The 23,028-nt window shown below is 70.4% G+C and carries 19 protein-coding genes and 1 tRNA gene; 8 read left to right on the plus strand and 12 right to left on the minus strand.

All coding sequences use genetic code 11. From position 1 onward, the window contains the following. Positions 1 to 120 precede the first annotated feature (120 nt). On the minus strand, positions 121 to 1,542 hold the full coding sequence (locus AWX74_RS24370; protein ID WP_091281439.1) for a hypothetical protein: 1,422 nt from the start codon (positions 1,540 to 1,542) through the stop codon (positions 121 to 123). 602 nt (positions 1,543 to 2,144) lie between these two features. Between AWX74_RS24370 and AWX74_RS24375 the strand changes: the two genes are divergently transcribed. The 3 genes from AWX74_RS24375 (at position 2,145) to AWX74_RS24385 (ending at position 4,051) form a co-directional block, all read left to right on the plus strand. Next, complete coding sequence (locus AWX74_RS24375) at positions 2,145 to 2,345, plus strand: hypothetical protein (RefSeq protein ID WP_091281442.1); 201 nt, start codon at positions 2,145 to 2,147, stop codon at positions 2,343 to 2,345. 451 nt (positions 2,346 to 2,796) lie between these two features. Then, the gene (locus AWX74_RS24380) at positions 2,797 to 3,006 is read left to right on the plus strand and encodes a hypothetical protein (RefSeq protein ID WP_091281445.1); all 210 of its coding nucleotides are present in this window, start codon (positions 2,797 to 2,799) and stop codon (positions 3,004 to 3,006) included. A gap of 133 nt (positions 3,007 to 3,139) precedes the next feature. Further along, entirely contained in the window at positions 3,140 to 4,051 is a 912-nt protein-coding gene (locus AWX74_RS24385) for a helix-turn-helix domain-containing protein (RefSeq protein WP_091281448.1), read from the plus strand. 28 nt (positions 4,052 to 4,079) lie between these two features. Here the strand turns inward: AWX74_RS24385 and AWX74_RS24390 are convergent, their stop codons facing one another. After that, the gene (locus AWX74_RS24390) at positions 4,080 to 4,886 is read right to left on the minus strand and encodes an HAD family hydrolase (protein ID WP_054569006.1); all 807 of its coding nucleotides are present in this window, start codon (positions 4,884 to 4,886) and stop codon (positions 4,080 to 4,082) included. 389 nt (positions 4,887 to 5,275) lie between these two features. Here AWX74_RS24390 and AWX74_RS24395 point away from each other — a divergent pair, with 389 nt between their 5' ends. The 3 genes from AWX74_RS24395 (at position 5,276) to glsA (ending at position 8,628) form a co-directional block, all read left to right on the plus strand. After that, positions 5,276 to 5,644 (plus strand): phosphoribosyl-ATP diphosphatase, encoded by a 369-nt coding sequence (locus tag AWX74_RS24395; RefSeq protein WP_242666389.1) that lies wholly within the window; start codon positions 5,276 to 5,278, stop codon positions 5,642 to 5,644. Positions 5,645 to 5,702: 58 nt separating this feature from the next. After that, a complete protein-coding gene (gene hisG / locus AWX74_RS24400) occupies positions 5,703 to 6,548 on the plus strand; it encodes an ATP phosphoribosyltransferase (protein WP_207550410.1) in 846 nt (281 codons plus the stop codon). A gap of 247 nt (positions 6,549 to 6,795) precedes the next feature. Beyond that, on the plus strand, positions 6,796 to 8,628 hold the full coding sequence (gene glsA, locus AWX74_RS24405) for a glutaminase A (RefSeq protein WP_165615769.1): 1,833 nt from the start codon (positions 6,796 to 6,798) through the stop codon (positions 8,626 to 8,628). A 51-nt stretch (positions 8,629 to 8,679) separates the two neighbouring features. Here glsA and folE read toward each other — a convergent pair whose 3' ends face one another. From folE to dacB, 5 genes are all read right to left on the minus strand, one after another. Beyond that, positions 8,680 to 9,438, minus strand: coding sequence for a GTP cyclohydrolase I FolE (gene folE / locus AWX74_RS24410; RefSeq protein WP_054569009.1), 759 nt, complete (start codon positions 9,436 to 9,438; stop codon positions 8,680 to 8,682). Beyond that, positions 9,435 to 11,684, minus strand: a complete 2,250-nt coding sequence (gene ftsH / locus AWX74_RS24415; protein WP_091281456.1) for an ATP-dependent zinc metalloprotease FtsH — start codon at positions 11,682 to 11,684, stop codon at positions 9,435 to 9,437. The genes folE and ftsH overlap by 4 nt, the downstream gene beginning before the upstream one ends. Positions 11,685 to 11,895: 211 nt before the next feature. Beyond that, complete coding sequence (gene hpt, locus AWX74_RS24420; protein WP_091281655.1) at positions 11,896 to 13,626, minus strand: hypoxanthine phosphoribosyltransferase; 1,731 nt, start codon at positions 13,624 to 13,626, stop codon at positions 11,896 to 11,898. A gap of 81 nt (positions 13,627 to 13,707) precedes the next feature. After that, positions 13,708 to 14,856 (minus strand): zinc-dependent metalloprotease, encoded by a 1,149-nt coding sequence (locus AWX74_RS24425; RefSeq protein ID WP_091281458.1) that lies wholly within the window; start codon positions 14,854 to 14,856, stop codon positions 13,708 to 13,710. Positions 14,857 to 14,965: 109 nt separating this feature from the next. After that, positions 14,966 to 16,444 (minus strand): D-alanyl-D-alanine carboxypeptidase/D-alanyl-D-alanine endopeptidase, encoded by a 1,479-nt coding sequence (gene dacB / locus AWX74_RS24430; RefSeq protein WP_091281461.1) that lies wholly within the window; start codon positions 16,442 to 16,444, stop codon positions 14,966 to 14,968. Positions 16,445 to 17,060: 616 nt separating this feature from the next. Here dacB and AWX74_RS24435 point away from each other — a divergent pair. After that, the gene (locus AWX74_RS24435; RefSeq protein ID WP_006542998.1) at positions 17,061 to 17,600 is read left to right on the plus strand and encodes an inorganic diphosphatase; all 540 of its coding nucleotides are present in this window, start codon (positions 17,061 to 17,063) and stop codon (positions 17,598 to 17,600) included. 137 nt (positions 17,601 to 17,737) lie between these two features. On the opposite strand, the gene AWX74_RS24440 is transcribed toward AWX74_RS24435, so the two are convergent. After that, a tRNA-Thr gene (locus AWX74_RS24440) sits at positions 17,738 to 17,809 on the minus strand. Positions 17,810 to 18,313: 504 nt separating this feature from the next. On the opposite strand from AWX74_RS24440, the gene AWX74_RS24445 reads away from it, so the two are divergent. Beyond that, on the plus strand, positions 18,314 to 19,045 hold the full coding sequence (locus AWX74_RS24445) for a response regulator transcription factor (RefSeq protein WP_006542997.1): 732 nt from the start codon (positions 18,314 to 18,316) through the stop codon (positions 19,043 to 19,045). Here the strand turns inward: AWX74_RS24445 and AWX74_RS24450 are convergent. From AWX74_RS24450 to AWX74_RS24465, 4 genes are all read right to left on the minus strand, one after another. Beyond that, the gene (locus tag AWX74_RS24450; protein ID WP_242666390.1) at positions 19,027 to 19,674 is read right to left on the minus strand and encodes a histidine phosphatase family protein; all 648 of its coding nucleotides are present in this window, start codon (positions 19,672 to 19,674) and stop codon (positions 19,027 to 19,029) included. The genes AWX74_RS24445 and AWX74_RS24450 overlap by 19 nt on opposite strands. A gap of 60 nt (positions 19,675 to 19,734) precedes the next feature. Continuing rightward, entirely contained in the window at positions 19,735 to 20,709 is a 975-nt protein-coding gene (locus AWX74_RS24455) for a PSP1 domain-containing protein (protein WP_091281476.1), read from the minus strand. Between the two features lie 140 nt (positions 20,710 to 20,849). Continuing rightward, positions 20,850 to 21,650, minus strand: a complete 801-nt coding sequence (locus AWX74_RS24460) for a metallophosphoesterase family protein (RefSeq protein ID WP_091281658.1) — start codon at positions 21,648 to 21,650, stop codon at positions 20,850 to 20,852. Positions 21,651 to 21,754: 104 nt separating this feature from the next. Next, positions 21,755 to 23,026, minus strand: a complete 1,272-nt coding sequence (locus tag AWX74_RS24465; protein WP_091281477.1) for a DNA polymerase III subunit delta' — start codon at positions 23,024 to 23,026, stop codon at positions 21,755 to 21,757. Positions 23,027 to 23,028 lie beyond the last annotated feature (2 nt).

Raw genomic sequence — 23,028 nt, forward strand, 5'->3', positions numbered from 1 at the left:
CCTGCCACGCGATCGCGTGCTCCGTCATCGCGATCGCGTCGCCGACCGGTGGGGTGGGCCTGCCGCGAACGGTGCCGCGAGCCGTGCCGCGGGTCGTGCCGCCGGGCGCGGCCCGCCGGATCAGCGCGGAGGCTGCTGGCCTCCCGGTGGATGCTCGCCGGGGCGCCGACGGACAGGTCCGCGCCGTGAGTCGTCGGGCTCCCCACCAGAAGACGGCGGTACCGGTGGTCGTGGCGGTATCCGGATGCGGTGCTTGGCGACCGCGGGACGTGCCCGCTCGTCGTCCTGCTCCGGCATCCCAGGGCCTGCGGCCCGGCGGGACAGGAGGGACCCGGAGGTGCTCAGCCCGGCACGGGTGCCGACGACGTCCCACCGGCGCTCGACCTCGCGAACGGCCGCGACCAGACTGTCCAGGTGCGCGGCCGGCGCCTGCCCGCCGAAGAGATCGAACGTCATGGTCAGCGCGCAGACGAAGTGACGGGCGTCCGGCGCGTACGGGTCGACCCGGGCCGGCTGACCGGCCCGCGGCGTCACCGCGCTCATGTACAGCCGGACGACGCGCTCGATTCGGGCCGAGAGGTTCTCGAGGAACGGATCCTCCCTGGTGCGCCAGGCACTGCGCGGTGGCGCGGGGAAAACCGGGGTCTCCTCCTCCCAGTCGTCAGCCATGTCATCCCACGCGGCGGCATCGTTCTGGTTGTCAACGGGCTCTCCGGGCCCGGCGGGTTCTCCGGAACCGGCGCGCTCGGCGTGCTCCCAGCGGCCCGCGGCCGGATGGGGGCGCTCCGCGTCCCTTCGCGGGAGGCACCAGAAATCGTTCTCCAGCACCTCATCCACCGGATACCAGTCCTCCACCGGATAGCCGTCGCTCACCTCGCTCGGTTCAACCGGCTCTGACTGAGCCGCGATGACACCGCCGGCCGGCCATGGATCCGGATTTTCTGTCCCGGGCAGATCCGGGTCGAACAGGTCGGAAAGACGTATACCGCCCCCCTGGTCCGCGCCGTCGAGGTGCTGGCGGGGAGTGGGAAGCGGGGTGTGAGTCCACCGCACCGCGGTCGGATCCGGTCTCGACCGCAGTTCGGAATCGCCCCGATATCTGTTTCGGAATCGCCTCCGGAACAGGCGCCGGTCGTCCGGTTCGCCGTCGTCGCTCCGGGGCCCGCGTCGCCGGTCGGACCGTCGGGGCCAGGGCGCGTGGACGGCTATGCCGAGCAGCACAAGGACCGCTCCCGCGACCGTCGGAATCAGGGAGATCCCGTGGTCGCCGGCGTCCGTGGGACCCGGACGGGCCGTTTCCTGCGGGACACCCGGCAGCACAAGGTTGCCGTCGTGGTTGCCGTCGTGCGACGTGGCGGTGGACTCACCTGCGACCAGGGCGCCGACGCCGGCCGCGCCGGCCAGCAACAGGGTGAGAAGCGCGAGCAGGAAGGCGGCGCGAAGCCTTCTGCGCCTGGCGCTGAAGACAGTCAATGCCACACCGATGACCGCCGCCCCGACTGACAGGCCCGGGTGGAGGTCGCTGCTGGTGAGCACGCTCATTCCTGTTCTCCCCCGTATCGGTTCCCGGGGGATGCTGCTGCTGGCTCGATCGGCTCGATCGGTGCCGTTGGAGACGGGCTGAAGGCGCCCGGACGGCCCGGTGCCGGCGTAACTCCGGCGCAGGAGAAGATGTGTGTGGTCTGGGAGGAACACGGCGCTCCACCCGGCCGTGGTTCCGCGGATGACCGCGCCCCCGTGCCAGACATCCGATGCACCTCCTCGGGTGCGGGAGGACCTGTGGAACGCCCCCGATAGGGTCTGTCGGGGTGTCTCGAATCGTGACTCCTGTAGCGCTGTGCCACAAGGTCCTTTTGACGAATAATCCTTGATCTTTCTGAGATCGCGCCGAAAGTCGATATTTGATTACGCGAAGATATAGAGCGGTTACAGGGCGTAATTATCCTCACTTTCCCTCATCGTCTATATCTTGTCGATCTCCAAACTGATTGTGCATGCGTGGCAGTGGGCGTGAAGCGCATCTTTATGCTCTAATCGGGCTTGCCTCCCCGTGAGACGAACGGCGGCATCGTTCGTTTGCGTCACGCGCGGGATGCCCAATCGGGTCGACCGGTGGCTGGGGCGAGTGCAGAGAGGCTGAATCGATGACTCTGACCCCGTTGGCGGCTGCCTGTAACACCGCCGCGTGCCCGGCGGTGTTCCTGGACGAATCGGGCGCCATCGTCATCCGGGGTGATCAGGTGGATCCGCCGCCGGCCGCCGTGGTCCTGTCGCCTGGCGAGGCAGTGGTTGTCATCCCGCCGGCCCTGTTGCTGGAAGCGGCCCGGCGGCTCGGCCCGCTGTGAGTGAGGCGCGCCGTGGTCGCTGAGGGCGTGCGCCGGCGTCTCTGAGGCAACGCGCCGGCGTTCCTCAGCCGGCGTGCCGGGTCGGGTGTGGGGCGGGCCGCCGCTGCGGGCCTGGATGCGAGCACGGATGCGGGTCTGACTGACTCGGGCGGTCGGCGCCCGCCGCGCCCGAATGCGCGGTGCCGGTGTGTCGCGGAAGAGAGCCGGCTTTGGTGACAAAGTATTCCAGTGCGATCACGGAACGTGGTTGGGTTCTGTCGGGTAACCGAGTGACCTGGTGCCTCGCTCATGCGTGCCCTGCCGGAGAGTCGCCAGCTCCGCCGCTATATTCAAGCGGCTACGGGCCCGAGTCCGGAGTATTCGGCCGGCCGCCCGCATATGCCTCCGATCCGAGCTAGTATTCGTGGCGGCCGGCGGTGTCGTCGAGCTGACAGTCAGGAGCCGCGGAGCGATGGAGCTCACCCCGTTGGTCGGCATGGCCTGCAACACGTCGGGATGTCCGACCATTTACACCACCGAGGGTACCGATCTGGTGGTGCAGGGTTATATTGTCCCGGATCGGCACGGGGCCGGTGAGGTGCCGGAAGGCGAGACCCTGGTACGGATTCCTCGCCAGCTGCTCGTCGATGCGATTCGGAAGCTGCCCGCCGTAGACGGGTAGCCACCGACCGCCGAGAACCTCTCCGTTCGCCGGCCCGATGCAATGAGCCTTTTCCGTCGTCTACTCGGCCCTGCGGCACCCCTGACCGTGCACCGTGAGATGGAAAAGGCTCACCGACCGTACCGAGGTAACAATGACGGATATCGGATCGGGCACGTCGTCTGCATACGACGTCGACGACCACGGCGCTCGTTCCTCGGCGGTCAACATCGGCCGGACCCTCGGCTCCCTGCGTCGGGCCCGCGGCCTGACCGGCGAGGCCCTCGGTGCCAAGGTCGACATGAGCCAGGCGAAGATCTCCAAGCTTGAGCGGGGCCTGTTACGTCCCACTCCGGCGGACGTCGAGCGCATCGCCAGGGCTCTCGACGCGCCGGAGAACGCGTATCGGGACCTGATGGACGATGCGGAGAAGCTCCAGAACGCGGCCGCGCGGCGCGGCGGACGGCGCCGGATCGGCGCCGTCGGGCAGCACGACTACTTCACCGAGGAAGGGCGGGCGCGGGAGCTGCGCAGCTATGAACCCGTGGCCGTCCCGGGCCTGCTGCAGATCAGTGAGTACACCCGGCGCGTTGTGAACGGATACTTCTCGCTTCAGTACGCGGAGGACGCGTCCGAACAGGAGTGGTACGCCGACACCGCGGCCACGGTGTCCCTGCGGGCCCAGCGGCAGGAGCGCCTTTATGAGCCGCAGCGGATCTTTGACTTCGTCATGATGGAATCAGTGCTCAGTAACCGGTTCGCCCCGCCGGCCTACATGCTCGCGCAGATCGACCGCATCGAAAAGGTCGCGGATCTGCCCAATGTCACGGTCCGCATCGTGCCCCGCGGGGTGGAGCTTCGGTTTCCACCGGCCCAGGGCTTCACACTTCTCGACGATCGGGCCGTCATGCTCGAGTCGATTGAGGCGACAATTGTGCGGGACCGGCGGACCGTGGACTTCTACCGGCGGGTACACGACTACTTCGTCAAGAACTCCGAAACCGATCTGGCGCGGATGACCGATTCCTACAAGACCCTGTACGCGGATCTGGCGCGTCCCAGCTGACCTGCGCCGACGGGAGCATCACGCAACGTCAGCGGTAGAGGCGCTCCAGCACCTGGGCGACACCGTCGTCGTCGTTGGAGGCCGTGATCTCGTCGGCGGCCGCGAGGACCTCCGGATGCGCGTTCGCCACCGCCACCGAATGCCCGGCCCAGGCGAACATCGGCAGGTCATTCGGCATGTCCCCGAAGGCCACGACATCGGTGGGCCCGATCCCGCAGCCTGCCGCAAGCTCGGCCAGAGCGACCGCCTTCGAGACACCCGGCCCGGAGATCTCGATCAGATCGGCGCTCGACATGGTCACGGCCGCGTCGGATCCGGCGATGCTGACGACCGTCTGGTACACGTCGGTCATCACTGTTCCGCCCCGGCGGACGAGGAGCTTCGCGGTTGGCAGGAGGTCGAGGAGCTCCTGGAAACTGCCGACGACCTCGTCCGGGTCCGGCCACATGGTGAGGAACTCGGGTTCGCGCCCGAACCGCAACCCGCTCTCCACCGCGAAGGCCACACCGGGCACCACCTCCCGGATCGCCTGCGCGAGCCGCACCGCCGCCGACCGCTCCAGGACTGTCTCGCGTACCGCGACGCGAGCGTCAAGATCGTAGACGAGCGCGCCGTTGGCGCAGATGGCGAGGCCGGAGACCGCGGTCTGGCGGACGATGTCGGCCATCACCCGGGTGGGGCGACCGGTGACGAACACGACGGTCGCGCCAGCACCCTCGACCTGGCGCAGCGCGTCCCTGGTCCGGTCGGAGACGGTGCCGTCGGTACGGATCAGGGTTCCGTCCAGGTCGGTGGCGACAAGAGCGGGACGGGACACAAGTAATGAGTCAACCATTCGCAGCGATGCCGCACCATCGTCTGAGCGGGCTCGGTGGTGTCGGCTTCGGGTCGTTACCAGTCGCTACCAGTCACTACCAGAGCATCGCCCGGAGTGCGTCGACCCACCGGTGATGTCGACTCGGGTGGCTCATCGAGCTGATCCGCTGTGGCCTCAGATGTGCCCGCGGCCTGAGTCGAGGCCGGGTGCCCCGGGTGCTGATCGGCGTTCCCGGCCTGGTCGCGTGGACCGAATCGGTGATCATGGTCGGCGTCCGGCCCGGCGGCTGCGGGTAGCATGCGGGCATGGTCCTTTCCGACGCGCCCGACGCGGCCCGTCCGTCCGCGACCGGCGGTGCTGGCGGAGTGGGGCATTCCGGCAGCGGCGACGGGGCTGGTTCCCGAGGCGTGGCCGCGGCTGAGGGCGTCGAGTTCGGCGGGCCGGCTGCATCGGTCACATCGCCGCCGTCCGCCACCGAATCCTCGCTTGGCGCAGGAAGTGGCAGCCGGGAAAGAAAAACATTTGACGAACTCTTTGCGGAGCTCGCGGGAAAATGGCGCGACCGGTCGCCGGGCTCGGGCACCGTCGCCGCGCTGGACCAAGGCCTGCACCACTTGGGTAAGAAGCTTGTGGAGGAGGCCGCCGAGGCCTGGATGGCGGCTGAGCACGAGAGCCGCGAGCGAGCGGCCGAGGAACTCTCGCAGCTGCTCTACTGGAGTCAGCTGATGATGATTTCCCTGGGCCTTTCCCTGGACGACGTATACTCGCGCCTGTGAGTACGTCCGTTTTCTCCGCGGCCGTGTGTGCCGTGTGCGCCGTCGGCGAGTGGTGATGATGCTGCGTATCGCGGTTCCGAACAAGGGCGGGCTCGCGGCTCCGTCCAGTCAGTTGCTGTGCGACGCGGGTTACCGTGCGCGGCGCGAGTCCGCCGAGCTCGTGATTGCAGATCTTGAGAACGACATCGAGTTCTTCTTCCTTCGCCCGCGTGACATAGCCGTGTATGTGGGTACAGGTCGGCTCGATCTGGGCATCACCGGTCGAGACCTTCTCGTCGACAGCAACACCGCCGCGCAGGAGCTCGTCCCGCTGGGGTTCGGCCAGTCGACATTTCACTACGCCGCGCCCGCCGGGGCGCTGAGCGACGTCCGGGAGCTCAACGGGCTGCGCATCGCCACCTCCTTCCCGGGCCTGGTGCGGACCGATCTCGCCGGGCGCGGTCTCTCCGCGCAGATCGTCAAGCTCGACGGCGCGGTGGAGACCGCGGTGCGGCTCGGCGTGGCGGACGCGGTGGCGGATGTCGTCGAGACCGGGCGGACGTTGCGGGCCGCGGGCCTGGAGCTTGTGGGCGAGTCGGTGCTCCACTCCGAGGCAATCATGATTGCCAAGCGGGGGGCGGAGCTGTCGGCCGCCCATGAGCGGCTGCTGCGCCGGGTCCAGGGAGTCCTCGTCGCTCGGCGTTACGTGATGATGGACTACGACGTGCCTGCCTCCGTGCTGGAGAAGGCCTGCGAGATCACGCCGGGGTACGAGTCGCCGACGATCTCGCCCCTGCAGCGCGAGGGCTGGGTCGCCGTCCGCGCGATGGTGCTGAAGGCCGAGGTCAACCGCACCATGGATGACCTGTGGGATCTTGGCGCTCGGGGGATTCTGGTCTCCGGGATCCAGGCCTGTCGCCTTTAGCGCGGCGAAAGGCCTGGTGGCGTCCCGCTGGGCACGCGCCCGGCGGTCTGCTGGCTGCGTCCGCCGGTCTGCTTTCGCCGGCCGGCGGTCTGCTTTCGCCGACCGGCGGAACCAGCGTTCATGCTTTGATCGGAGCATGCGCGGGATCGGGAACGTCGGGCTGGCAACGGGTGCTTCTGGATTTGCCTCCGACGTAGGCTCGCCGGCTGCGAGCCCCAGCGCGGCGGGAGTCCGGGGCACGGGGGACATGGGCACGGGGCCCATGGAGAAGGTGCTCGCGGACATCCACGGTGCCTTTCAGAGCCACACGTCGGGTTCGGTGGCCAGCTACATCCCGGAGCTCGCCACGGCGGACCCGGACCTCTTCGGCCTCGCGGTCACCACGATGGATGGGCTTCACTACCAGGTCGGGGACAGTCAGGTTCCGTTCACGATCCAGTCGGTCTCCAAGCCGTTCGTGTACGCGCTTGCACTGCGTGACCGGGGCACCGACGACGTTCTGGCGCGGGTCGGTGTGGAGCCCACCGGCGATGCCTTCAACGCGATCACGCTTGAGCCGGGGAGTGGCCGGCCGCTGAATCCGATGGTCAACGCCGGAGCGATCCTCACGTCGAGCCTGGTTCTCGGCAGTGACACCGAGGAGCGTTTCACCCGCATTCTGGATGGTCTGTCATCCTTTGCGGGGCGGCGGCTGACGGTGAACGAACGGGTTTTCACCTCGGAGCGCGGCACCGGTGATCGCAACCGCGCGATCGGCTTCCTGATGCGTGGCGCCGGCGCGCTGCGCGGCTCCGTGGACGAGATCTGCGACGTCTACTTCCGGCAGTGCTCGGTCGAGGTGACGGCGGCTGACCTGGCGGTGATGGCGGGCACGCTGGCCCACGGCGGGGTCAACCCACGCACCGGCGAGCGGGTGCTCGACGAGGAGCACGTCAACCACGTGCTGACCGTCATGGTGACCTGCGGCATGTACGACCGGGCCGGAACCTGGTTGTTCCGGGTGGGCCTGCCGGCAAAGAGCGGCGTGGCGGGTGGGGTCTGCGCGGTGCTGCCCGGGCAGCTCGGCATCGGTGTCTTCAGCCCGCCGCTCGACGAGGTGGGAAACAGCGTCCGGGGGGTCCGGGCGTGCGAGATGCTGGCGTCCCGCTTCGCCCTGCATCTGCTGGCGCCGCAGGGCGAGCCGCCGCATCCGGTGCGCGGGACACACCGTGGCGACGCGCTGAGCTCGAAGCGGCTGCGCGGTGCGCGGGAACGTGCCGCGCTCGCCCGATCCGGTTCCGCCATCGTCATTCACGAACTGCAGGGCGACCTGGTGTTCGCCAGCGCGGAGCGGGTCGTCCGAACTGTCCGGGCGAACCTGGACGGTGTCCGCTGGGTGGTGCTTGACCTGCGGCGGGTCGCCGCGGTCCGGGAGCCCGCGGTCGAGCTGATCCGGGTCATGGTCGATGACCTCGCAGCACAGGGAACGACGGTGCTTTTCGCAGATCCACGGGCGATACCGGGCGTCGCCCGGCTGATGCGCGGTACGGCCAACACGACGCGGCTGCCCGACCTGGAAACCGCTCTTGAACACGCGGAGGAGGCCCTGCTCGCGGCCGAGGACCTGCCCACCCCTCCGCCGACCGCGCATGTCGACCTCGGAGCACAGGAACTGCTCGCTGATCTCGCCGACCTCGGTGAGCAGGCCGCCCGCGCCGTCGCCGACGCGTGTGAGCGTCGTTCCTACGATGTCGGCGACACGATCTTCGATGTCGGTGAGCCGGCGGACGCGCTCTTCTTCGTGACGCGTGGGGTGGTGAACGCGCTGGCCCCGAACTCCGACAGGACCAGGTGGTTCCGTCTCAGCGCGATTCCGGCCGGGAGTGCCTTCGGTGAGATCGCGCTCGTCGAAGGCGGCCGGCGGTCCACCCGCACGGTGGTGGCCCAGCCCGCGACCTGCGAGGTGCTGTCCGTCGAGGCCTTCGCGACGCTGCTGCGAGACCAGCCGGACGTGTACAACGCGCTGGTCCGTTCGATCGCGCGGAGCCTGTCGTCCCAGCTTCGCCAGGCCACGTTGGAGATCCAGTCGCTGGAGGAGTAACCGCGAGGCCGCGAGGCCGAGTAACCGCTGGTCACGCGGCCCCGCGGGTGGTCAGCGGCCCCGCATGATCAGCGACATGCCCTCGCTGCGGGTGGCCGGGCTCAGGAACTGGCCGCGCACCGCCGACGTCACGGTGGTCGCTCCCGGCTTGCGAACGCCCCGCATGGACATGCACAGGTGCTCGGCCTCGACGACGACCATGACACCACGTGGGTCCAGGACGTCGACGAGGGCGTCGGCGACCTGTGAGGTGAGGCGCTCCTGCACCTGCGGCCGCCGGGCATAGAGGTCCACCAGGCGGGCGAGCTTCGACAGGCCGGTGATCTGGCCCTTCTCGTTCGGAATGTAGGCGACGTGCGCCTTGCCCGCGAAAACCACCAGATGGTGCTCGCACAGCGACGAGAAGTCGATGTCGCGGACGAGGACCATCTCGTCGTGACCTTCGTCGAACACCGTGGTGAGGACCTCCGCGGGGTCCCGGCCGAGCCCTTCGACCGCCTCCTGGTACGCGCGGGCGACCCGGTCGGGTGTCTTGCGCAGGCCTTCGCGGTCCGGGTCCTCACCGATGCCGATCAACAGCTCGCGGACGGCCCGCGCGACCCGGTCGTGGTCGAACGGCCGGACCATGTCGGGCCGCTTGGGCCGCTTGCGTTCCGTGCTCGCAGAACTCGCCGATGACCCGTTGCCACCGCCGTTGTTGGCGTCGGTTCCTTCGGAGAGGGCCGTACGCTGATCGACGCCGACGAGGCCCGAAGCCGGGTCACTCGCCTGCTGCGAAACGGTCCTCGCCTGCTCGGAATCGGCGGTCAACGGCGTCTCCTGTCGTCATCGTTGTCCCAGGTGGGTGGCGCCCACGGGTTCGAGATCCGGGGTGTCTCCGGCGCCGGGTCTCCGGCCGCCCCGGGTGCCCGAGCAGGGCCGCCGGGGCCGGGCGCGCTGTGCCCGGTCTGCGTGGGGTCGCCGCCCGGGGCTGGCGTGTTCTGGGCGGACGTCGGGTCGGCCGGCCCCGCGGGACGCGCATGCCCGCCGGACCCGTTGCCGTTCGGCGCACCGCCGTTGGTGGCGCCGGGGTGGCGCGTGCCGCCGTTCGCGGCGTGGCCGGCCGGACCGCCCTTCACCATGTCGGAGACGTTGGTCGGGACCAGGCCCAGCTCGGCCGGGGTCTGGACCGGCGGCCGGTCCGACGGGATGCGCCGCCCGACGCCGGTGTACGAGCCGCGGCTCGGGCGCTTCTGCACCGTGGCGAAGACCTCCAGGACGTCGTCCTTGCTCAGGGTCTCCGAATCCATCAGGCGCAGCACCAGGTTGTCGAGGACGTCCCGGTAGGTCACCAGGATCTCCCACGCCTCGTCGTGCGCGGCCTCGATCAGCCGGCGGACCTCGTCGTCGATCTCGCTGGCGACCTCTTCGGAGTAGTCCCGCTGGTGGCCCATGTCACGGCCGAGGAAGACCTCACCGGACTCGCTGCCGAACTTGATCGCGCCGAGCTTGTCGCTCATGCCGTACTGGGTGATCATCGCGCGGGAGATCTGGGTCGCCTTCTCGATGTCATCGCTGGCACCGGTGGTGGGCTCGTGGAAGACGAGCTCCTCCGCGGTGCGGCCACCGAGCAGTACGGCCAGCCGGTCGAGCATCTCCGACCTGGTCGACAGGTACTTGTCCTCCAGCGGCAGCTGCATGGTGTAGCCGAGGGCGCGCCCACGAGGCAGGATTGTGATCTTGTGGACCGGGTCGGCGTTGGGAAGCGCGTGCGCCACGAGCGCGTGACCGCCCTCGTGGTAGGCGATGCGCTTCTTCTCCTTCTCGTTCATCGCCCGGGTCTTGCGCTCCGGCCCGGCCATCACCCGGTCGATCGACTCCTCCAGCAGAGCCGACGAGATGAATCGGACGTCCGACCTGGCCGCCAGCAGGGCGGCCTCGTTCAGCACGTTCGCCAGGTCGGCACCGGTGAAGCCGGGCGTGCGACGGGCGATGGTCAGCAGGTCGACGTCGGGACCGATCGGCTTGCCCTTGGCGTGGACCTTGAGGATCGCCTCGCGCCCGAGCAGGTCGGGCCGGTCGACGACGATCTGGCGGTCGAAGCGGCCGGGGCGCAGCAGCGCGGGGTCGAGGATGTCGGGCCGGTTGGTGGCGGCGATCAGGATGACGCCGCCCTTCACGTCGAAACCGTCCATCTCGACGAGGAGCTGGTTCAGCGTCTGCTCGCGCTCGTCGTGGCCGCCGCCCAGGCCGGCGCCGCGGTGCCGGCCGACAGCGTCGATCTCGTCGACGAAGATGATCGCGGGGGCGTTCGTCTTGGCCTGCTCGAACAGGTCACGCACCCGGCTCGCGCCGACACCGACGAACATCTCGACGAAGTCCGAGCCGGAGATCGAGTAGAAGGGGACGCCGGCCTCACCGGCGACCGCCCGGGCGAGCAGGGTCTTACCGGTTCCCGGAGGCCCGTAGAGCAGGACACCCTTGGGGATCTTGGCGCCGATGGCCTGGAACTTGCCCGGATTCTCGAGGAACTCCTTGATCTCCTGGAGTTCCTCGATCGCCTCGTCGGAGCCCGCGACGTCGGCAAACGTGGTCTTTGGCGTGTCCTTACTGACCAGTTTTGCCTTGGACTTCCCGAAGTTCATGACGCGGTTGCCGCCGCCCTGCATCTGGTTCATGAAGAACAGCAGCAGCGCGACGATCAGCACGACGGGCAGCAGGTTCAGCAGCAACGAGACGAGCACGTTCCCGCGGTCGACGGTGACGTTGTACTTGACGTTCTGCGCCTTGAGCTCGTTGGCCAGGGCGATGGCCTGCTCGGTCGCGAAGGACGCCTCGTACTTCTTGCCGTTCTCGAGCTTGATCCGGATGATCTGCTTCGAGTCCTGGATCGTCGCGTCGACCACACGGTTCTCGGGCGCGGCGCTGGCACTCTGGTCGATCTTCTGCTGGACGGCGCTGAGCTCCGTCTTCTGGTACTCACTCGGCCCGGACAGCACGCCTGTCGTGAGAATGATCACGAAGAGGGCCAGGAGTAGCAGGGGTACCCAGCCGCGGAAGATTCTTCTTGGAGTCATCTGTTTGGAACGCCGGACACAAGCGTTCCACCCTCCTGCCCTGTGTGCTGCCCTCGATCGGGATTCCCTTGTGCCGAGGGTACCGCCGGCACGCGCATCTCACCGCGCGTACATCCGAGCAACGGACCGCGGGCCCGCCCTGTTCCACGCAGCGGGGTCGGAACTGGGCGCGCCCTCGTCCCGGAGGAGCCGTGAGCCTGCGTGGTGAGCCTCAGGCGCGGCGGGCGATCGCCTCGGGTGTCAGCGTTCCCACGAACGGCAGAGTCCGGTAGTGCTCGGCGTAGTCGAGGCCGTAACCGACGACGAACGCGCTCGGGATGTCGAAGCCCACATACCGCAGGTCGACGTCCACCGTGATGGCCTCGGGCTTGCGGAACAGTGCCAGCACCTCAAGCGACGCCGGCCCGCGTGACCGCAGGTTCTTCAGCAGCCAGGACAGCGTCAGGCCGGAGTCGATGATGTCCTCGACGACGAGGACGTCACGGCCCTCGATCGACCGGTCGAGGTCCTTGAGGATGCGGACGACCCCGGACGACGACGTCGTCGACCCGTAGGACGAGACGGCCATGAAGTCCATGGTGATCGGGACGGACAGCGCCCGGGACAGGTCCGCCATCACCATGACCGCGCCCTTGAGCACCCCGACCAGCAGGATTTCGCGGCCGGCGTAGTCCGCGTCGACGCGCGCGGCCAACTCTGCGATCTTGGCCGCGATCTCCTCCTGGCTGACGAGGATGTCGTCGATATCCGGATGAATCCGGGCTCGAGCGGACTCATCGGTCGGATTCGAAGTGCGGTCGTTGTCGGGCTTCGCCGTAGCGGCCTGGCTCACCGGCCTGTCCTCCTGGTTGTGCGCTGGGTGGGCCGGCCCTCGCTCGCCGGACTCTGCAGCTTCGGCGACGATCGGGGTATCTGGACCGACAATGGCGATCCTGCCACCCGTCCGGCGTGCCAGCACGCCCGACGGGAGCGGCACGGGCCTCTGCCCGCGCCAGCGGGTCACCAGCTCCTCGATCGCCCAGACATGCCCGGCCCGCAGCGCCGAGGCCGAGGAACCCGCCGTCAGCGCCGCGCGCCGCAGCACGCGGCTGCGCACGGCCTGGGACAGGCCTGCGAGCGCTTCGACCTCGAGCTCCACCCGCGCGGCCGGCCCCGGCGCGGACCCGGCCGCGTCCCGCTCCGGCTCCTGGCCCTGTCCCAGCTCAGGACCGGGAGCGGCGGTGAGGTCGGAGTAGGTCGCGTCGGCCAGTTCGTCCAGCGCCTCGGCGTCCGCGCGCAGCAGGTCGGCGGTGCGGGCGAGGGCCTGCGCGATTCCCGGCCCGAGCTCGGCCTCCAGCACCGGCAGCACCCGCGACCTCGTCCGGGCCCGGGCGAACGCGGGATCGGCATTCGTCGGGTCCTCCCAGTACGGCAGGCTCAGGAACTGGCAGGCCTGGCGGGTCTGGTCCCTACGCAGTCCGAGTAACGGCCGGCGGATCAGCCCGTCAAGAGCCGGCATGCCGCTCAACGAGCGGGCGCCGGAGCCCCGGGCCAGGCGTAGCAGCACGGTCTCGGCCTGATCGTCGAGGGTGTGGCCTAGCAGTACGGCGTGTGCGTCGAGACGTCGAGCTGCCGCGAGCAGGGCTTTCCTACGCTCGTCCCGGGCGGCGCCCTCGGAGCGGGGGGACGGGGCCGCGAGGATCTCCACCGGGGACAGCCCCAGCGCCCGGCCCTGAGCCGCGACCTCCTCGGCCCGCGTGCGTGAGTTGTCATCCCAGGCGTGATCCACCGTCAGCAGACCGGCCCGCAGCGCACGCCGGGGAGCGACGAAGGCCACCGCGGCCGCGAGCGCCAGCGAGTCGGCGCCGCCCGAGCAGGCGACCAGCACCAGGGCGCCCGGTGGAAGGTCGGCCACCGCGTCGCGGACACCGAGGCGCACCGCCGCGACGGCCGGTGCGGGCATGCCCCGCGGGGTCTGGGGCGCCGCCGGCCGAGCTGCCGTCACGAAGACCTGGCCGACACGTTGACCCGGGCCCTCAGGCCGTCAGGCCGACATCGACGGCCGGGTGCCGAGCACGCGCAGCATCCACGCCCCGGGGTCGGCAAGCTCCGACCTGGTTGGCAGTGTCTGCGGCGACTGCCAGACGTGGTTGAAGCCCTCGACACCGGCGTCGGCCACCACGGCCCGGACGAAGGCGCCACCCTGGCGGTACTGCTGCATCTTCAGGTCGAGCCCGAGCAGACGCCGCAGGAACCGGTCGATGGGCGAGCCGCCGGAGCGACGGTTGTCGAACTTGGCCCGGATGTCGGCCACCGTCGGCACGACCAGCGGGCCGACCGCGTCCATGACCTGGTCGGCGTGGCCCTCCAGCAGGGTCATCAGCGCCTGGAGCCGGTCCAGGACGGCGCGCTGTGCCGGTGTCTGCAACGCCTCCACCACACTCGGCGCGTCCGGGCCGTGATCGCGGACGGCGCTGCGCAGCGCCGTCACGGCCGCGCGCACCCGGTCGGCAAGGACCTCCGGGTCGAGATCGGTGGCGGCGATGAACGACGTGATCTCGGACTCGAGGTGCTCGCGAAGCCAGGGAACCGCGGTGAACTGGCTGCGGTGGGTCTGCTCGTGCAGGCACACCCAGAGCCGGAAGTCACGCGGGACGACGTTGAGCGCCTCCTCGGCGTGGGCGATGTTGGGCGCCACCAGGCTCAGCCGACCCACCGGGAGCGCCGCCACCGCCGCGGCCGCGGGCTTGGCGAGCGACGGCAGACCCGCGCCGGGCCCGCCCTCCTCGTACTCCTCCGGCGGCAGGAAGATCTCGAACTGGCCGAGAACCTTGCCGGCGAGGTAGGCCAGGGCGGAGCCGATCTGGATCCCGGTGACGCGGCGCCCCACGTTCGCGGAGAGGCGGCTGCGGTTCTGGTCGGACAGCTTCTCCATCAGCGGCGCGGTGGCGACCCGCAGGCCCGCGACGTTGGAACGCACCCATTCGGGTCGGTCGACGACCGCGATCGGCGTCGCGGGACCGGCGGGAACCAGCTGCGTGTAGTCCTGTACGTGGCCCTCGGCAACCACGGCGAGCCTGCGAAGCTCGGAGACGATTTCATCCGCCTGCGCTCGGGTGCGCTGCGGGCCAGGGCGGACGAGTTTCTTGGCAGTTGCTACAGCGAGGCCCCAGTCGACCAGCTCAGCGTCCACGAATACGAGCGTACCGGGCCTCCCGCGGGTTGGCCTGCCCGATCGGACGACCCGCTTGCGGAAGGTAGCCGCCCGGCCGGGGCCGGATCAGCGACCGGCCGGGGCCGGATCAGCGACCGGCCGAGGCAGACGGCTGGGCCGGTGTCTGAGCGCCCGAGGCTCCCGCGGCACCCTCGCCGCCGGTACTCGGCACGTTGGTGGATGTCGTCGCCGAGCACCCGCACGAGGCGAGAGCGGTGGCCACCCGATCCAGCGCCATCTTGGTGAGGCCCTGCTCCTCGACCGGTGCGAACAGCCCGAACAGCAGCAGCCGACCGTCGGCGTCGGTGACCATGCCGGCAAGACTTGTCACGATGCGCAGGCTTCCCGTCTTCGCGCGGACGACACCCGCTGCCGCGGAGGTGTCCCCGGCGCTGTAGCGGTCGCCGAGAGTGCCGGTGAAGCCCGCCACCGGCAGCCCGGACAGCACGGTCCGCAACGCCGGATGCCCGGGCATGACCGCCGTCCGCAGGGCCGCGACCAGGGTCGCCGGTGCGATTCGGTCCTCGATGGAAAGCCCGCTGGTGTCCTGCAGCGACGCTCCGTCGGTGGGGATCCCCGCGTCGCGCAGCGCCGCGAGCACACCGGCGGAGGCGCCGGCGAACGTCGCCGGCAGCCCGCGGGCGATCGCGACCTGACGGCCCAGGCTCTCCGCCAGGTCGTTGTCGGAGTCGGTGAGCATGCGCTCGACCAGCACCGGGATCGTCGGGCTCTGGACGGAGGCGATCTCCTGCGCGCCGGCATCCGCGCGGCCGGTCGCCACGGTGCCGACCGAGACACCCGCCGTGCGCAGTGCCGAGGCGAAGGCCCCGGCCGCGGCCGCGTCCGGGGTGGCCGTGCGTGCCCCGGCCGCACCGGGTGCCCGCCGCCCGGCATCCACCTCCAGCGCCGACACCGGTGTGACGTTGCCGTCGGTGACGTATCCGTCGCGCCAGCCGGCGGCCTGGGCGGGGCCCTCGTAGGCGGTCCCGTCGCCGATCACCGCGGCGACGGAGGTGATCCCGGCGTCGTGGACCTGCTTGGCCAGATCGCTCAGACGGGCCGCAGGTGGGTAGCCGACGGGCTCCGTGCTCGCGGTCAGGGTGGGATCACCACCGCCGACCAGCCACAGCGTTCCCCCCTGCGAGGCGGCGGAGCCACCAGCCGGCGGCAGGTAGACCGCTCGGGTGACCAGGCGTTTGTCGGGGGCGAGGGTGGTGAGCGCCGCGGTCGCGGTGGCGATCTTGATCGTCGAGGCGGGGGCGGTGGGCTCGGTGGAGCGCTGGGCGAACAGCACCTGACCGGTCAGCGCGTCGACGACCAGGGCCGCCGGGTTGCCGAGCACCGGGTCGGCGAGTGGCCCGGTCAGCCGTGCGGTGACCGCTGCCGAATCGGCCTGCGGCGCGTCGGGGTCGAGCCCGGGGAGGGCAGACGCCTCGACCCGGGTGCCTGGGCTGGGCGACGCCGGGCTGCCCGGGGTTGCCGTGGGCCCGGGCGTGGGCGACAGAGATCCGGCCAGCAGCGCGCCGGCCAGGGCCGTGAGGCCACCGGTGCGAGCGGCCAGCGGCACTGTTGTCACCAGCGGAAGACTACGCAGGCTGGCTGTGGCTGGACAGTGTCGTGCCGTCCACGTGTCGGCCTGGTATTTTTGAGATCTTGATGTCGCTTGTGGTGGACGCCCTCGTTTGGGGCCCCGAACATCGGGGCTCTCGAACATCCGGGCGCTCGAACAGCGGGGGTGCCCAGGTCACCGGCCACGGCTGCGTGGCCTTCAGTCGGGCGGGAACATCTCTGACACGTGAGCCGGCGCGGCGCCCGTACCGAGGAGGCGTCATCCGGGAGCGGTGCGGTTCGGATACGGAGAAGACCACACCTTGGCGCCCGCACCGAGGTGGAACGGGCACGATGTACACGACCCGCGTGGGTTTCCGGTCGCGACGCACGTGCACGGCGAGTCGGATGTCGGACCGGGACCCCGTCGAGTTCCGTCACCGCACGCAGGGCACAGTGGGTCCGCACCGCCTTCAGGCGCCCCTGGGCGCAGGCATGCGGGCACACCGCGCCCGGGCCCGGCCGTCGGCCGGGTCGCGTGGGCGTGGTTCGGCGGGGGCACCACCGACGTGAAGGCGTCACCAAACCAGTTCCGGCCTTCGGTGCCGGACGTACCGAAGGAGACAGGGAACGGCGTGGACCTTGAGTTCGATGTGACCATCGAGATCCCCAAGGGGCAGCGCAACAAGTACGAGATGGATCACCACACCGGGCGCATCCGGCTCGACCGGATGTTGTTCACGTCCACTCACTACCCGTCCGACTACGGCTTCATCGAGGGCACCCTCGGCCGGGACGGCGATCCGCTCGACGCGCTCGTCCTGCTGGAGGAGCCGACCTTCCCGGGCTGCCTGGTGCGGTGCCGGACGATCGGAATGTTCCGCATGACGGACGAGAAGGGCCCGGACGACAAGGTGCTGTGTGTTCCGGTGGCGGACGTCCGCCAGGAGCACCTGCGTGACATCCGTCACCTTCCGGAGTTCGACCGGCTGGAGATCCAGCACTTCTTCGAGGTCTACAAGGACCTGGAGCCCGGCAAGTCCGTCGAAGGCGCATCCTGGGTCGACCGGCGGGACGCCGAGAAGGAGATCCTCGACTCGATCACCCGGCTCAAGGACTCCGAGGAGGCCGGGCACGGCGCCGACGACACGACGGCGCACGCCCACACGGCCTGACGCCGGGGCGGCTGACGCGATGGAGACGGCGATGCGCTGACCGAGCTGGCGCGTTGCCGCGGGCGGCTGGTGGGGAAGGATCCCCCGGCCGCCCTTTTCGCTGTTGGCAGGGGTTTTCCCTGCTGGGACTGTGTTTGAGCCGGAGGCGGGGATTGAACCCGCGACCTATCGCTTACGAGGCGATTGCTCTGCCACTGAGCTACTCCGGCGTCTGGCAGGTGCATGTGAGGCTGCAAACTCCGACACCGCCCTGCCCGGGACGAGTATGCCAGACGGAGGCAGGTGAGCGATCGGCGCCCGTGGTCGGCGATCGGGTGGCACCTGGTACAGCACGATGCGCGGCATGATCGGTGGGATGGCTGCTCCGGTCCGGGGCCCGCGGGGTGGGTGTGCGGATGGGCCGAACGTGCGCGATCCTCCCGGGCGGGCGCCAGGGGGATCGCCGGACGGGAGTGCCGGGCGCGTGACGGAGGCGCGAGGCCCACAGTGGTCCCCGAACGTCACCGATCGGATGTTCTGTGCGTCATGCCACATCGCGTGGACGTTGGGTCGCTTTTCGAGGGTTGAATCAGCGCAATGTGTACCGATCGCATGCTGGGTGCGTCTTTCCGTTACGAAACTGAATGCGGGTACTCCGGCGTGTGGGGCTCGTGGTGCCGAAAAGGCACCCCCGGTCGCAGTGGCTCCGGAGAGGTTGCGTAGGGTTTCGCACCATGACCGGGGCCGGGGAAGGTGCGCCAGGCACGACGCGCGGAGCGTCGCTGCTTGTTGCCGAAGACGACGAGGCATCGCGAATCGCACTGGCACGCAGCCTTGAGCGATTCGGGTACCGGGTGCTGGAGGCCGCGGACGGCGAGGCCGCGCTGCGGTTGTTCCAGACCACAGAGGTAGACCTCGTTGTGCTTGACGTGGCCATGCCGCGGATGGACGGGTTCGCCGTTCTGAGCCGGCTGCGCCAGACCAGTGAGGTTCCGGTGATCATGCTGACGGGGCGTGCGGAGGAGGTTGACCGCGTCGTGGGCCTCGAGCTGGGTGCCGACGACTACGTGGTCAAGCCCTACTCGCTGCGTGAGCTGGTGGCCCGGGTCCGGGCCCGGCTGCGGCGCCGGCCGGTGGAGGCGCCGCCGCAGCGCACCGGCGACGGCAACGAGCCCCTGATCTACGGTGACGTCTCCATCGACCTGCGTGCGCGGGAGGTGGCCGTGGCCGGCGAGCGGGTGGATCTGACCGCTCGTGAGTACGAACTGCTCGCGTTCCTCGCCCGCCATCCTCGGCGGGTCTTCAGCCGTGAGGAGCTGCTGGAGCAGGTGTGGGGCACCCGCTTCCAGGACCCGGCCACGGTGACCGAGCATGTCCGCCGGGTGCGTACCAAGGTGGAGGGCAGGCCCCCGCAACGCCGCCTCGTCACGACCCTGCGTGGGATGGGCTACCGCTTCGACCCGTGAGGTGTGAGATCGATCGGCTGGCGTAGCTCCCTGTCGTCCTCATGAAGCTCGATGACCGAGCCGTTCGGGACGGGGTTGCCCTGCTGGTGCTCCCGGTAGCCGCCCATGTCCAACCGCTGTACCCGGCCGGCGCGGCTTCGCAGGCACCAGTCCACCGCCCGGATGAACATCCCGTGGCTGAAGACCACGACGAGGCCGGGTGGCGCCAGTCGTAGCCGAGCGAGGAGCCGGTCAGCCCGGTCCAGCAGGCCGGCGAACGACTCGCTGCCCACCTCCGGCCGGTCGACGTGGTACGGGTTCGCCGCGAGCCAGTAGGAGCTCGCGTACGGTGCCCGGTCACGGTCGCTCATCGGCTTGCCGTACAGGCTGCCCAGATAGGTGAACTCGTGGACCTCCCAGATCTCCTGGGGGGTGGTGGGGAACCTGCGGGTGGTCGGCTCGGCGGTCAGCTGGGCCCGCAGAAATCCTGAGACCACAATCAGGGACGGATCTCGCGGAACCGCGTCCGCGACGAAGTCAGCCTGCCGTAGCCCGAGATCGGTGAGACCGATGCCGTCCGGGTCCGTGCCGGGCTGCCCCGCGTTCGCTGTGCTCTCCCCGTGGCGTACCAGCCACACCAGCCGTCCCACAATCGCCCCCGAACCTTGGTGGGTTGCTCGCCGGTCCGCACGCCCGCCCGTGCGCGGCGCCTACTGTTCCGGACGTCGTCGCGACCGCCGGCGTCGAGCGGACGGATCCTGGCCGCCCAGGTCCATCTCGTCGTCTGGCCGTGCCTGGTTGTCTGGCCGTGCCTGGTCGTCCGGCTCTGCCGGGTTGCCTGAGGCCACCTGGCTGCCTGCGTTCGGTGAGCCGTGGGCCGCCTCGTAGGCCTTTCTCGAGCCGCAGACATCCGCGCGGGAGCAGCTGTGCCGGCTCCCGTCGTCGAGCGCGACCGTGAGCTGCTGGCGAGGCACGTCATGGCCGACCACACGGCCGTCACCGGCGGGGATCGACACCGCCGCCCCGACGGCGGGAACCGCCGCGGTGAACTCCTCGTAGAGCGGATGCTCGTAGCGCAGGCAGCACATGAGCCGGCCACAGGCGCCGCTGATCCGCATCGGGTTCAGCGAGAGATTCTGATCCTTGGCCATGCGCACGCTCACCGGCTCGAAGTCGGTGAGAAAGGTCGAGCAGCACAGATCCCGGCCGCAGGAACCGATCCCGCCCTGCAGCTTGGCGCTGTCGCGGGCCGAGAGCTGGCGTAGCTGCACCCGGGCGGCCAGGGTCCGGTTGAGGTCACGGACCAGCGAACGGAAATCGACCCTGTTCTCCGCGGTGAAGAAGATGGTGATCGCGTTCGTCTCGAGAACGACGTCCACGCCGATCACCTTCATCGGCAGCCCGTGCTCCCGGACCAGCCGGCGGGCGGCGACCCTGGCCTGTGCCCGGCGCCGCCGGGACGCGTCGTTGCGGCGGAGATCCTCGTCGCCGGCGAGACCGACCAGCACGGGGAGGCCGCCGACGTCCTCACTGACCCACTGCGGTGCCCAGACGCAGGTCGCGACCTCGGGCCCGTCGTCGGTGGGCACCAGCACCCGGTCGCCCACCCGGGGGTTGTGCGGACCGGGGTCGGCGTAGTACAGACGACCCCGCCTGGAAAAGGACACCGCGCACATCATCGGCATGCGACGGCCGCCGCCTTCCACACTCGCGGGTCCGGGACACCCGAAGACTACGACGCGGCCGGCCGCTTGGCTCCCTGTTCGCCCATCTCCGTCCCGCCCGGTCAGGACACGCCCGGACGTCGGCGACCGCGTTGTCCCGGCTAGCCGATCCGGGCGCCGTCAGGCAGCCGGTAGACGGCGAACGGTGCGACGATCACCGGCCGGGCGACGTTGCGGACCGGTGTCCCGCCCGGCGTCCAGCCCATCTCCTGGCCGTGGTGCGCATGGCCGTGGACGGCCAGCGTGGTCGTGGGCTCCAACGCGGCCATGCCGATCAGGTCACCCGCGTCGAGCGGGCCGGGATCAGCGGCGGTGTCGACGGCGGGCGCCGCGACCGGAGCCGGCGGCGCCGTGCCCGCCCGGGAGCCGTCGATCGCGGCACCGAGCAGGGGACTGCCGAGAAACCGATGGATCTCCGGGGCCTCGCCGGTGAGCGTCTCCATGACCGGCGCGTAATGGGTCAGGGCGATGCGGACGTCGGTGTCCAGGGACGCCAGCGCGTCGCGCAGGCGGTGGGCGGCCGTTCCGTCGCTGGCGGCCCTCCCGGCATCCTGGCCGTCGGAGAACCCCGTCACGCCCGCGACGCCGACCGCGCCACTGGACGTCTCGATGGTCGCGGCGGTGCCTTCGAGCACGATCGCGCCGGCGTCACCGAGCATCGCGGCGACCTGGCCGCCCGCGCCGGCGTCGTGATCGTGGTTGCCGAGCACCGCCACGACCGGAAGATCGAGACCGGTCACGACGGAGCACAGCTCCGCCGCGGATTCCAGATCGCCGGCGTTGGTGAGATCGCCGGCCAGCAGGAGAAGATCCGCGACCATGGCGGCCCGCTGGTAGAGGGGACGGAGCCGATGCGCGGACCCGGGAACGACGTGGAGATCCCCGACAGCCGCAACCCGCATGATCATCCCCTCGTCACGGGCGAACCGTGACTTCCCACCTGGTCTCTTGCCCGATCAGTGGGTCGGCGCCGGAGGCCGGCGGCGACCCTTGCCACTGAAGGCTCTCATGCGTCGCGCAACGCGAGCGCGAGAGACTCGGTGGCGAGCTGTGGTACGAGCCCCGGATTGTCCGCGAGCGCCTGCCGGGTCGCCAGGACAGCCTCCCACCGCCGCAGCGTCTGCTCGGGCGTGGCGGCGGAAGCCAGCTGCGCCGTTGCTTCCGCGTGGTCTGGATGTACCAGGGCGACCTCGGCGCGTAGCTGGCTGACCAGGACGTCCCGGTACAGGCCGGCGAGATCGACGAGGGCCCGGTCGAGGGAGTCGAGCACCGTTCGCCGCCCACGGCTCTTCTGCGCCCGCTCCAGCTCCTTGAGCGCGCCTGCGGCGCCCCTGACCTGGATCGACCGCGGCTTGGCGCCCGCGCCGCCACCGGCCCGACCGCCGCCCCGGGCGGAGGCGGACCGGGTGCCGGCCGAGGTGGCGCCGACCCCGAGGGCTGTCTTGAGCGCCTCGGTCTCGGCCTCGTCCCGATCAGCACCCGCCGCCTGGGCGTCGGCGGTCGCCGCTTCCACCAGATCGGCGGCGGCGGCCAGGCAGTCGCCGGTGCGCCGCAGCCGGGACGGCAGGCGCAGCACGGCCTCCCGGCGGGCCCTGGCCTGGGGGTCCGCGGCCAGCCGCCGGGCCTGCCCGACGTGCCCCTGCGAAGCCTGTGCCGCGACCCGGGCCAGCTCCTCGTCGGCACCCTCCCGGACGAGGACGGCTACGACGTCCTCCACCGTGGGCAGGCGCAGGGCGACCGACCGACAGCGGGAGCGGATGGTGGGCAGCACATCGTCGACCGACGGCGCGCACAGCAGGAACACGGCCCGCTCGGCCGGCTCCTCCAGTGCCTTGAGCAGCGCGTTGGCCGCCGAATCGGTGAACCGGTCGGCGTCGTCGATCAGCAGGATGCGCCAGCTGCCCGCACTGGGGGCGCTCGCGGCGTCCCTGATCAGGGCCCGGACGTCACGTACGCCGATCGACAGCCCCTCCGGCCGGACCGTACGCAGGTCGGCGGCGGTGTCGGACAGGACGGTGTGGCAGGCGGGGCACTGCCCACAGCCGGGCGGGGTGCTCTCGCAGAGCAGCCCGGCGGCGAAGGCCCGCGCGGCCTCCGCGAGACCGGAGCCTGCGGGCCCGGTGAACAGCCAGGAATGGGTCATGCCCGCGCGGGCGGCCGCCAGTGGGCCGGCGGTGGCCACCAGCGCCGCCGCCTCCGCCGCCGCGGTCAGCGTCGAGACCACGGCATCCTGCCCGACGAGCGCATCCCAGACCGTCACGCTGCCATTGTCGGCCACGC

Origin of the sequence: Parafrankia irregularis, assembly GCF_001536285.1 — a bacterium.
Taxonomy (GTDB): domain Bacteria; phylum Actinomycetota; class Actinomycetes; order Frankiales; family Frankiaceae; genus Parafrankia; species Parafrankia irregularis.

Excerpts from the sequence above, each read along its gene's own strand:
- hpt (WP_091281655.1), bottom strand. The coding sequence starts at position 13,626 with ATGCCCGCACCGGCCGTCGCGGCGGTGCGCCTCGGTGTCCGCGACGCG.
- AWX74_RS24380 (WP_091281445.1), top strand. The coding sequence starts at position 2,797 with ATGGAGCTCACCCCGTTGGTCGGCATGGCCTGCAACACGTCGGGATGT.
- AWX74_RS24390 (WP_054569006.1), bottom strand. The coding sequence starts at position 4,886 with ATGGTTGACTCATTACTTGTGTCCCGTCCCGCTCTTGTCGCCACCGAC.
- ftsH (WP_091281456.1), bottom strand. The coding sequence starts at position 11,684 with ATGACTCCAAGAAGAATCTTCCGCGGCTGGGTACCCCTGCTACTCCTG.
- AWX74_RS24370 (WP_091281439.1), bottom strand. The coding sequence starts at position 1,542 with ATGAGCGTGCTCACCAGCAGCGACCTCCACCCGGGCCTGTCAGTCGGG.
- AWX74_RS24385 (WP_091281448.1), top strand. The coding sequence starts at position 3,140 with ATGACGGATATCGGATCGGGCACGTCGTCTGCATACGACGTCGACGAC.
- hisG (WP_207550410.1), top strand. The coding sequence starts at position 5,703 with ATGCTGCGTATCGCGGTTCCGAACAAGGGCGGGCTCGCGGCTCCGTCC.
- AWX74_RS24460 (WP_091281658.1), bottom strand. The coding sequence starts at position 21,650 with ATGCGGGTTGCGGCTGTCGGGGATCTCCACGTCGTTCCCGGGTCCGCG.
- glsA (WP_165615769.1), top strand. The coding sequence starts at position 6,796 with ATGGGCACGGGGCCCATGGAGAAGGTGCTCGCGGACATCCACGGTGCC.
- AWX74_RS24455 (WP_091281476.1), bottom strand. The coding sequence starts at position 20,709 with ATGCCGATGATGTGCGCGGTGTCCTTTTCCAGGCGGGGTCGTCTGTAC.
- AWX74_RS24445 (WP_006542997.1), top strand. The coding sequence starts at position 18,314 with ATGACCGGGGCCGGGGAAGGTGCGCCAGGCACGACGCGCGGAGCGTCG.
- AWX74_RS24375 (WP_091281442.1), top strand. The coding sequence starts at position 2,145 with ATGACTCTGACCCCGTTGGCGGCTGCCTGTAACACCGCCGCGTGCCCG.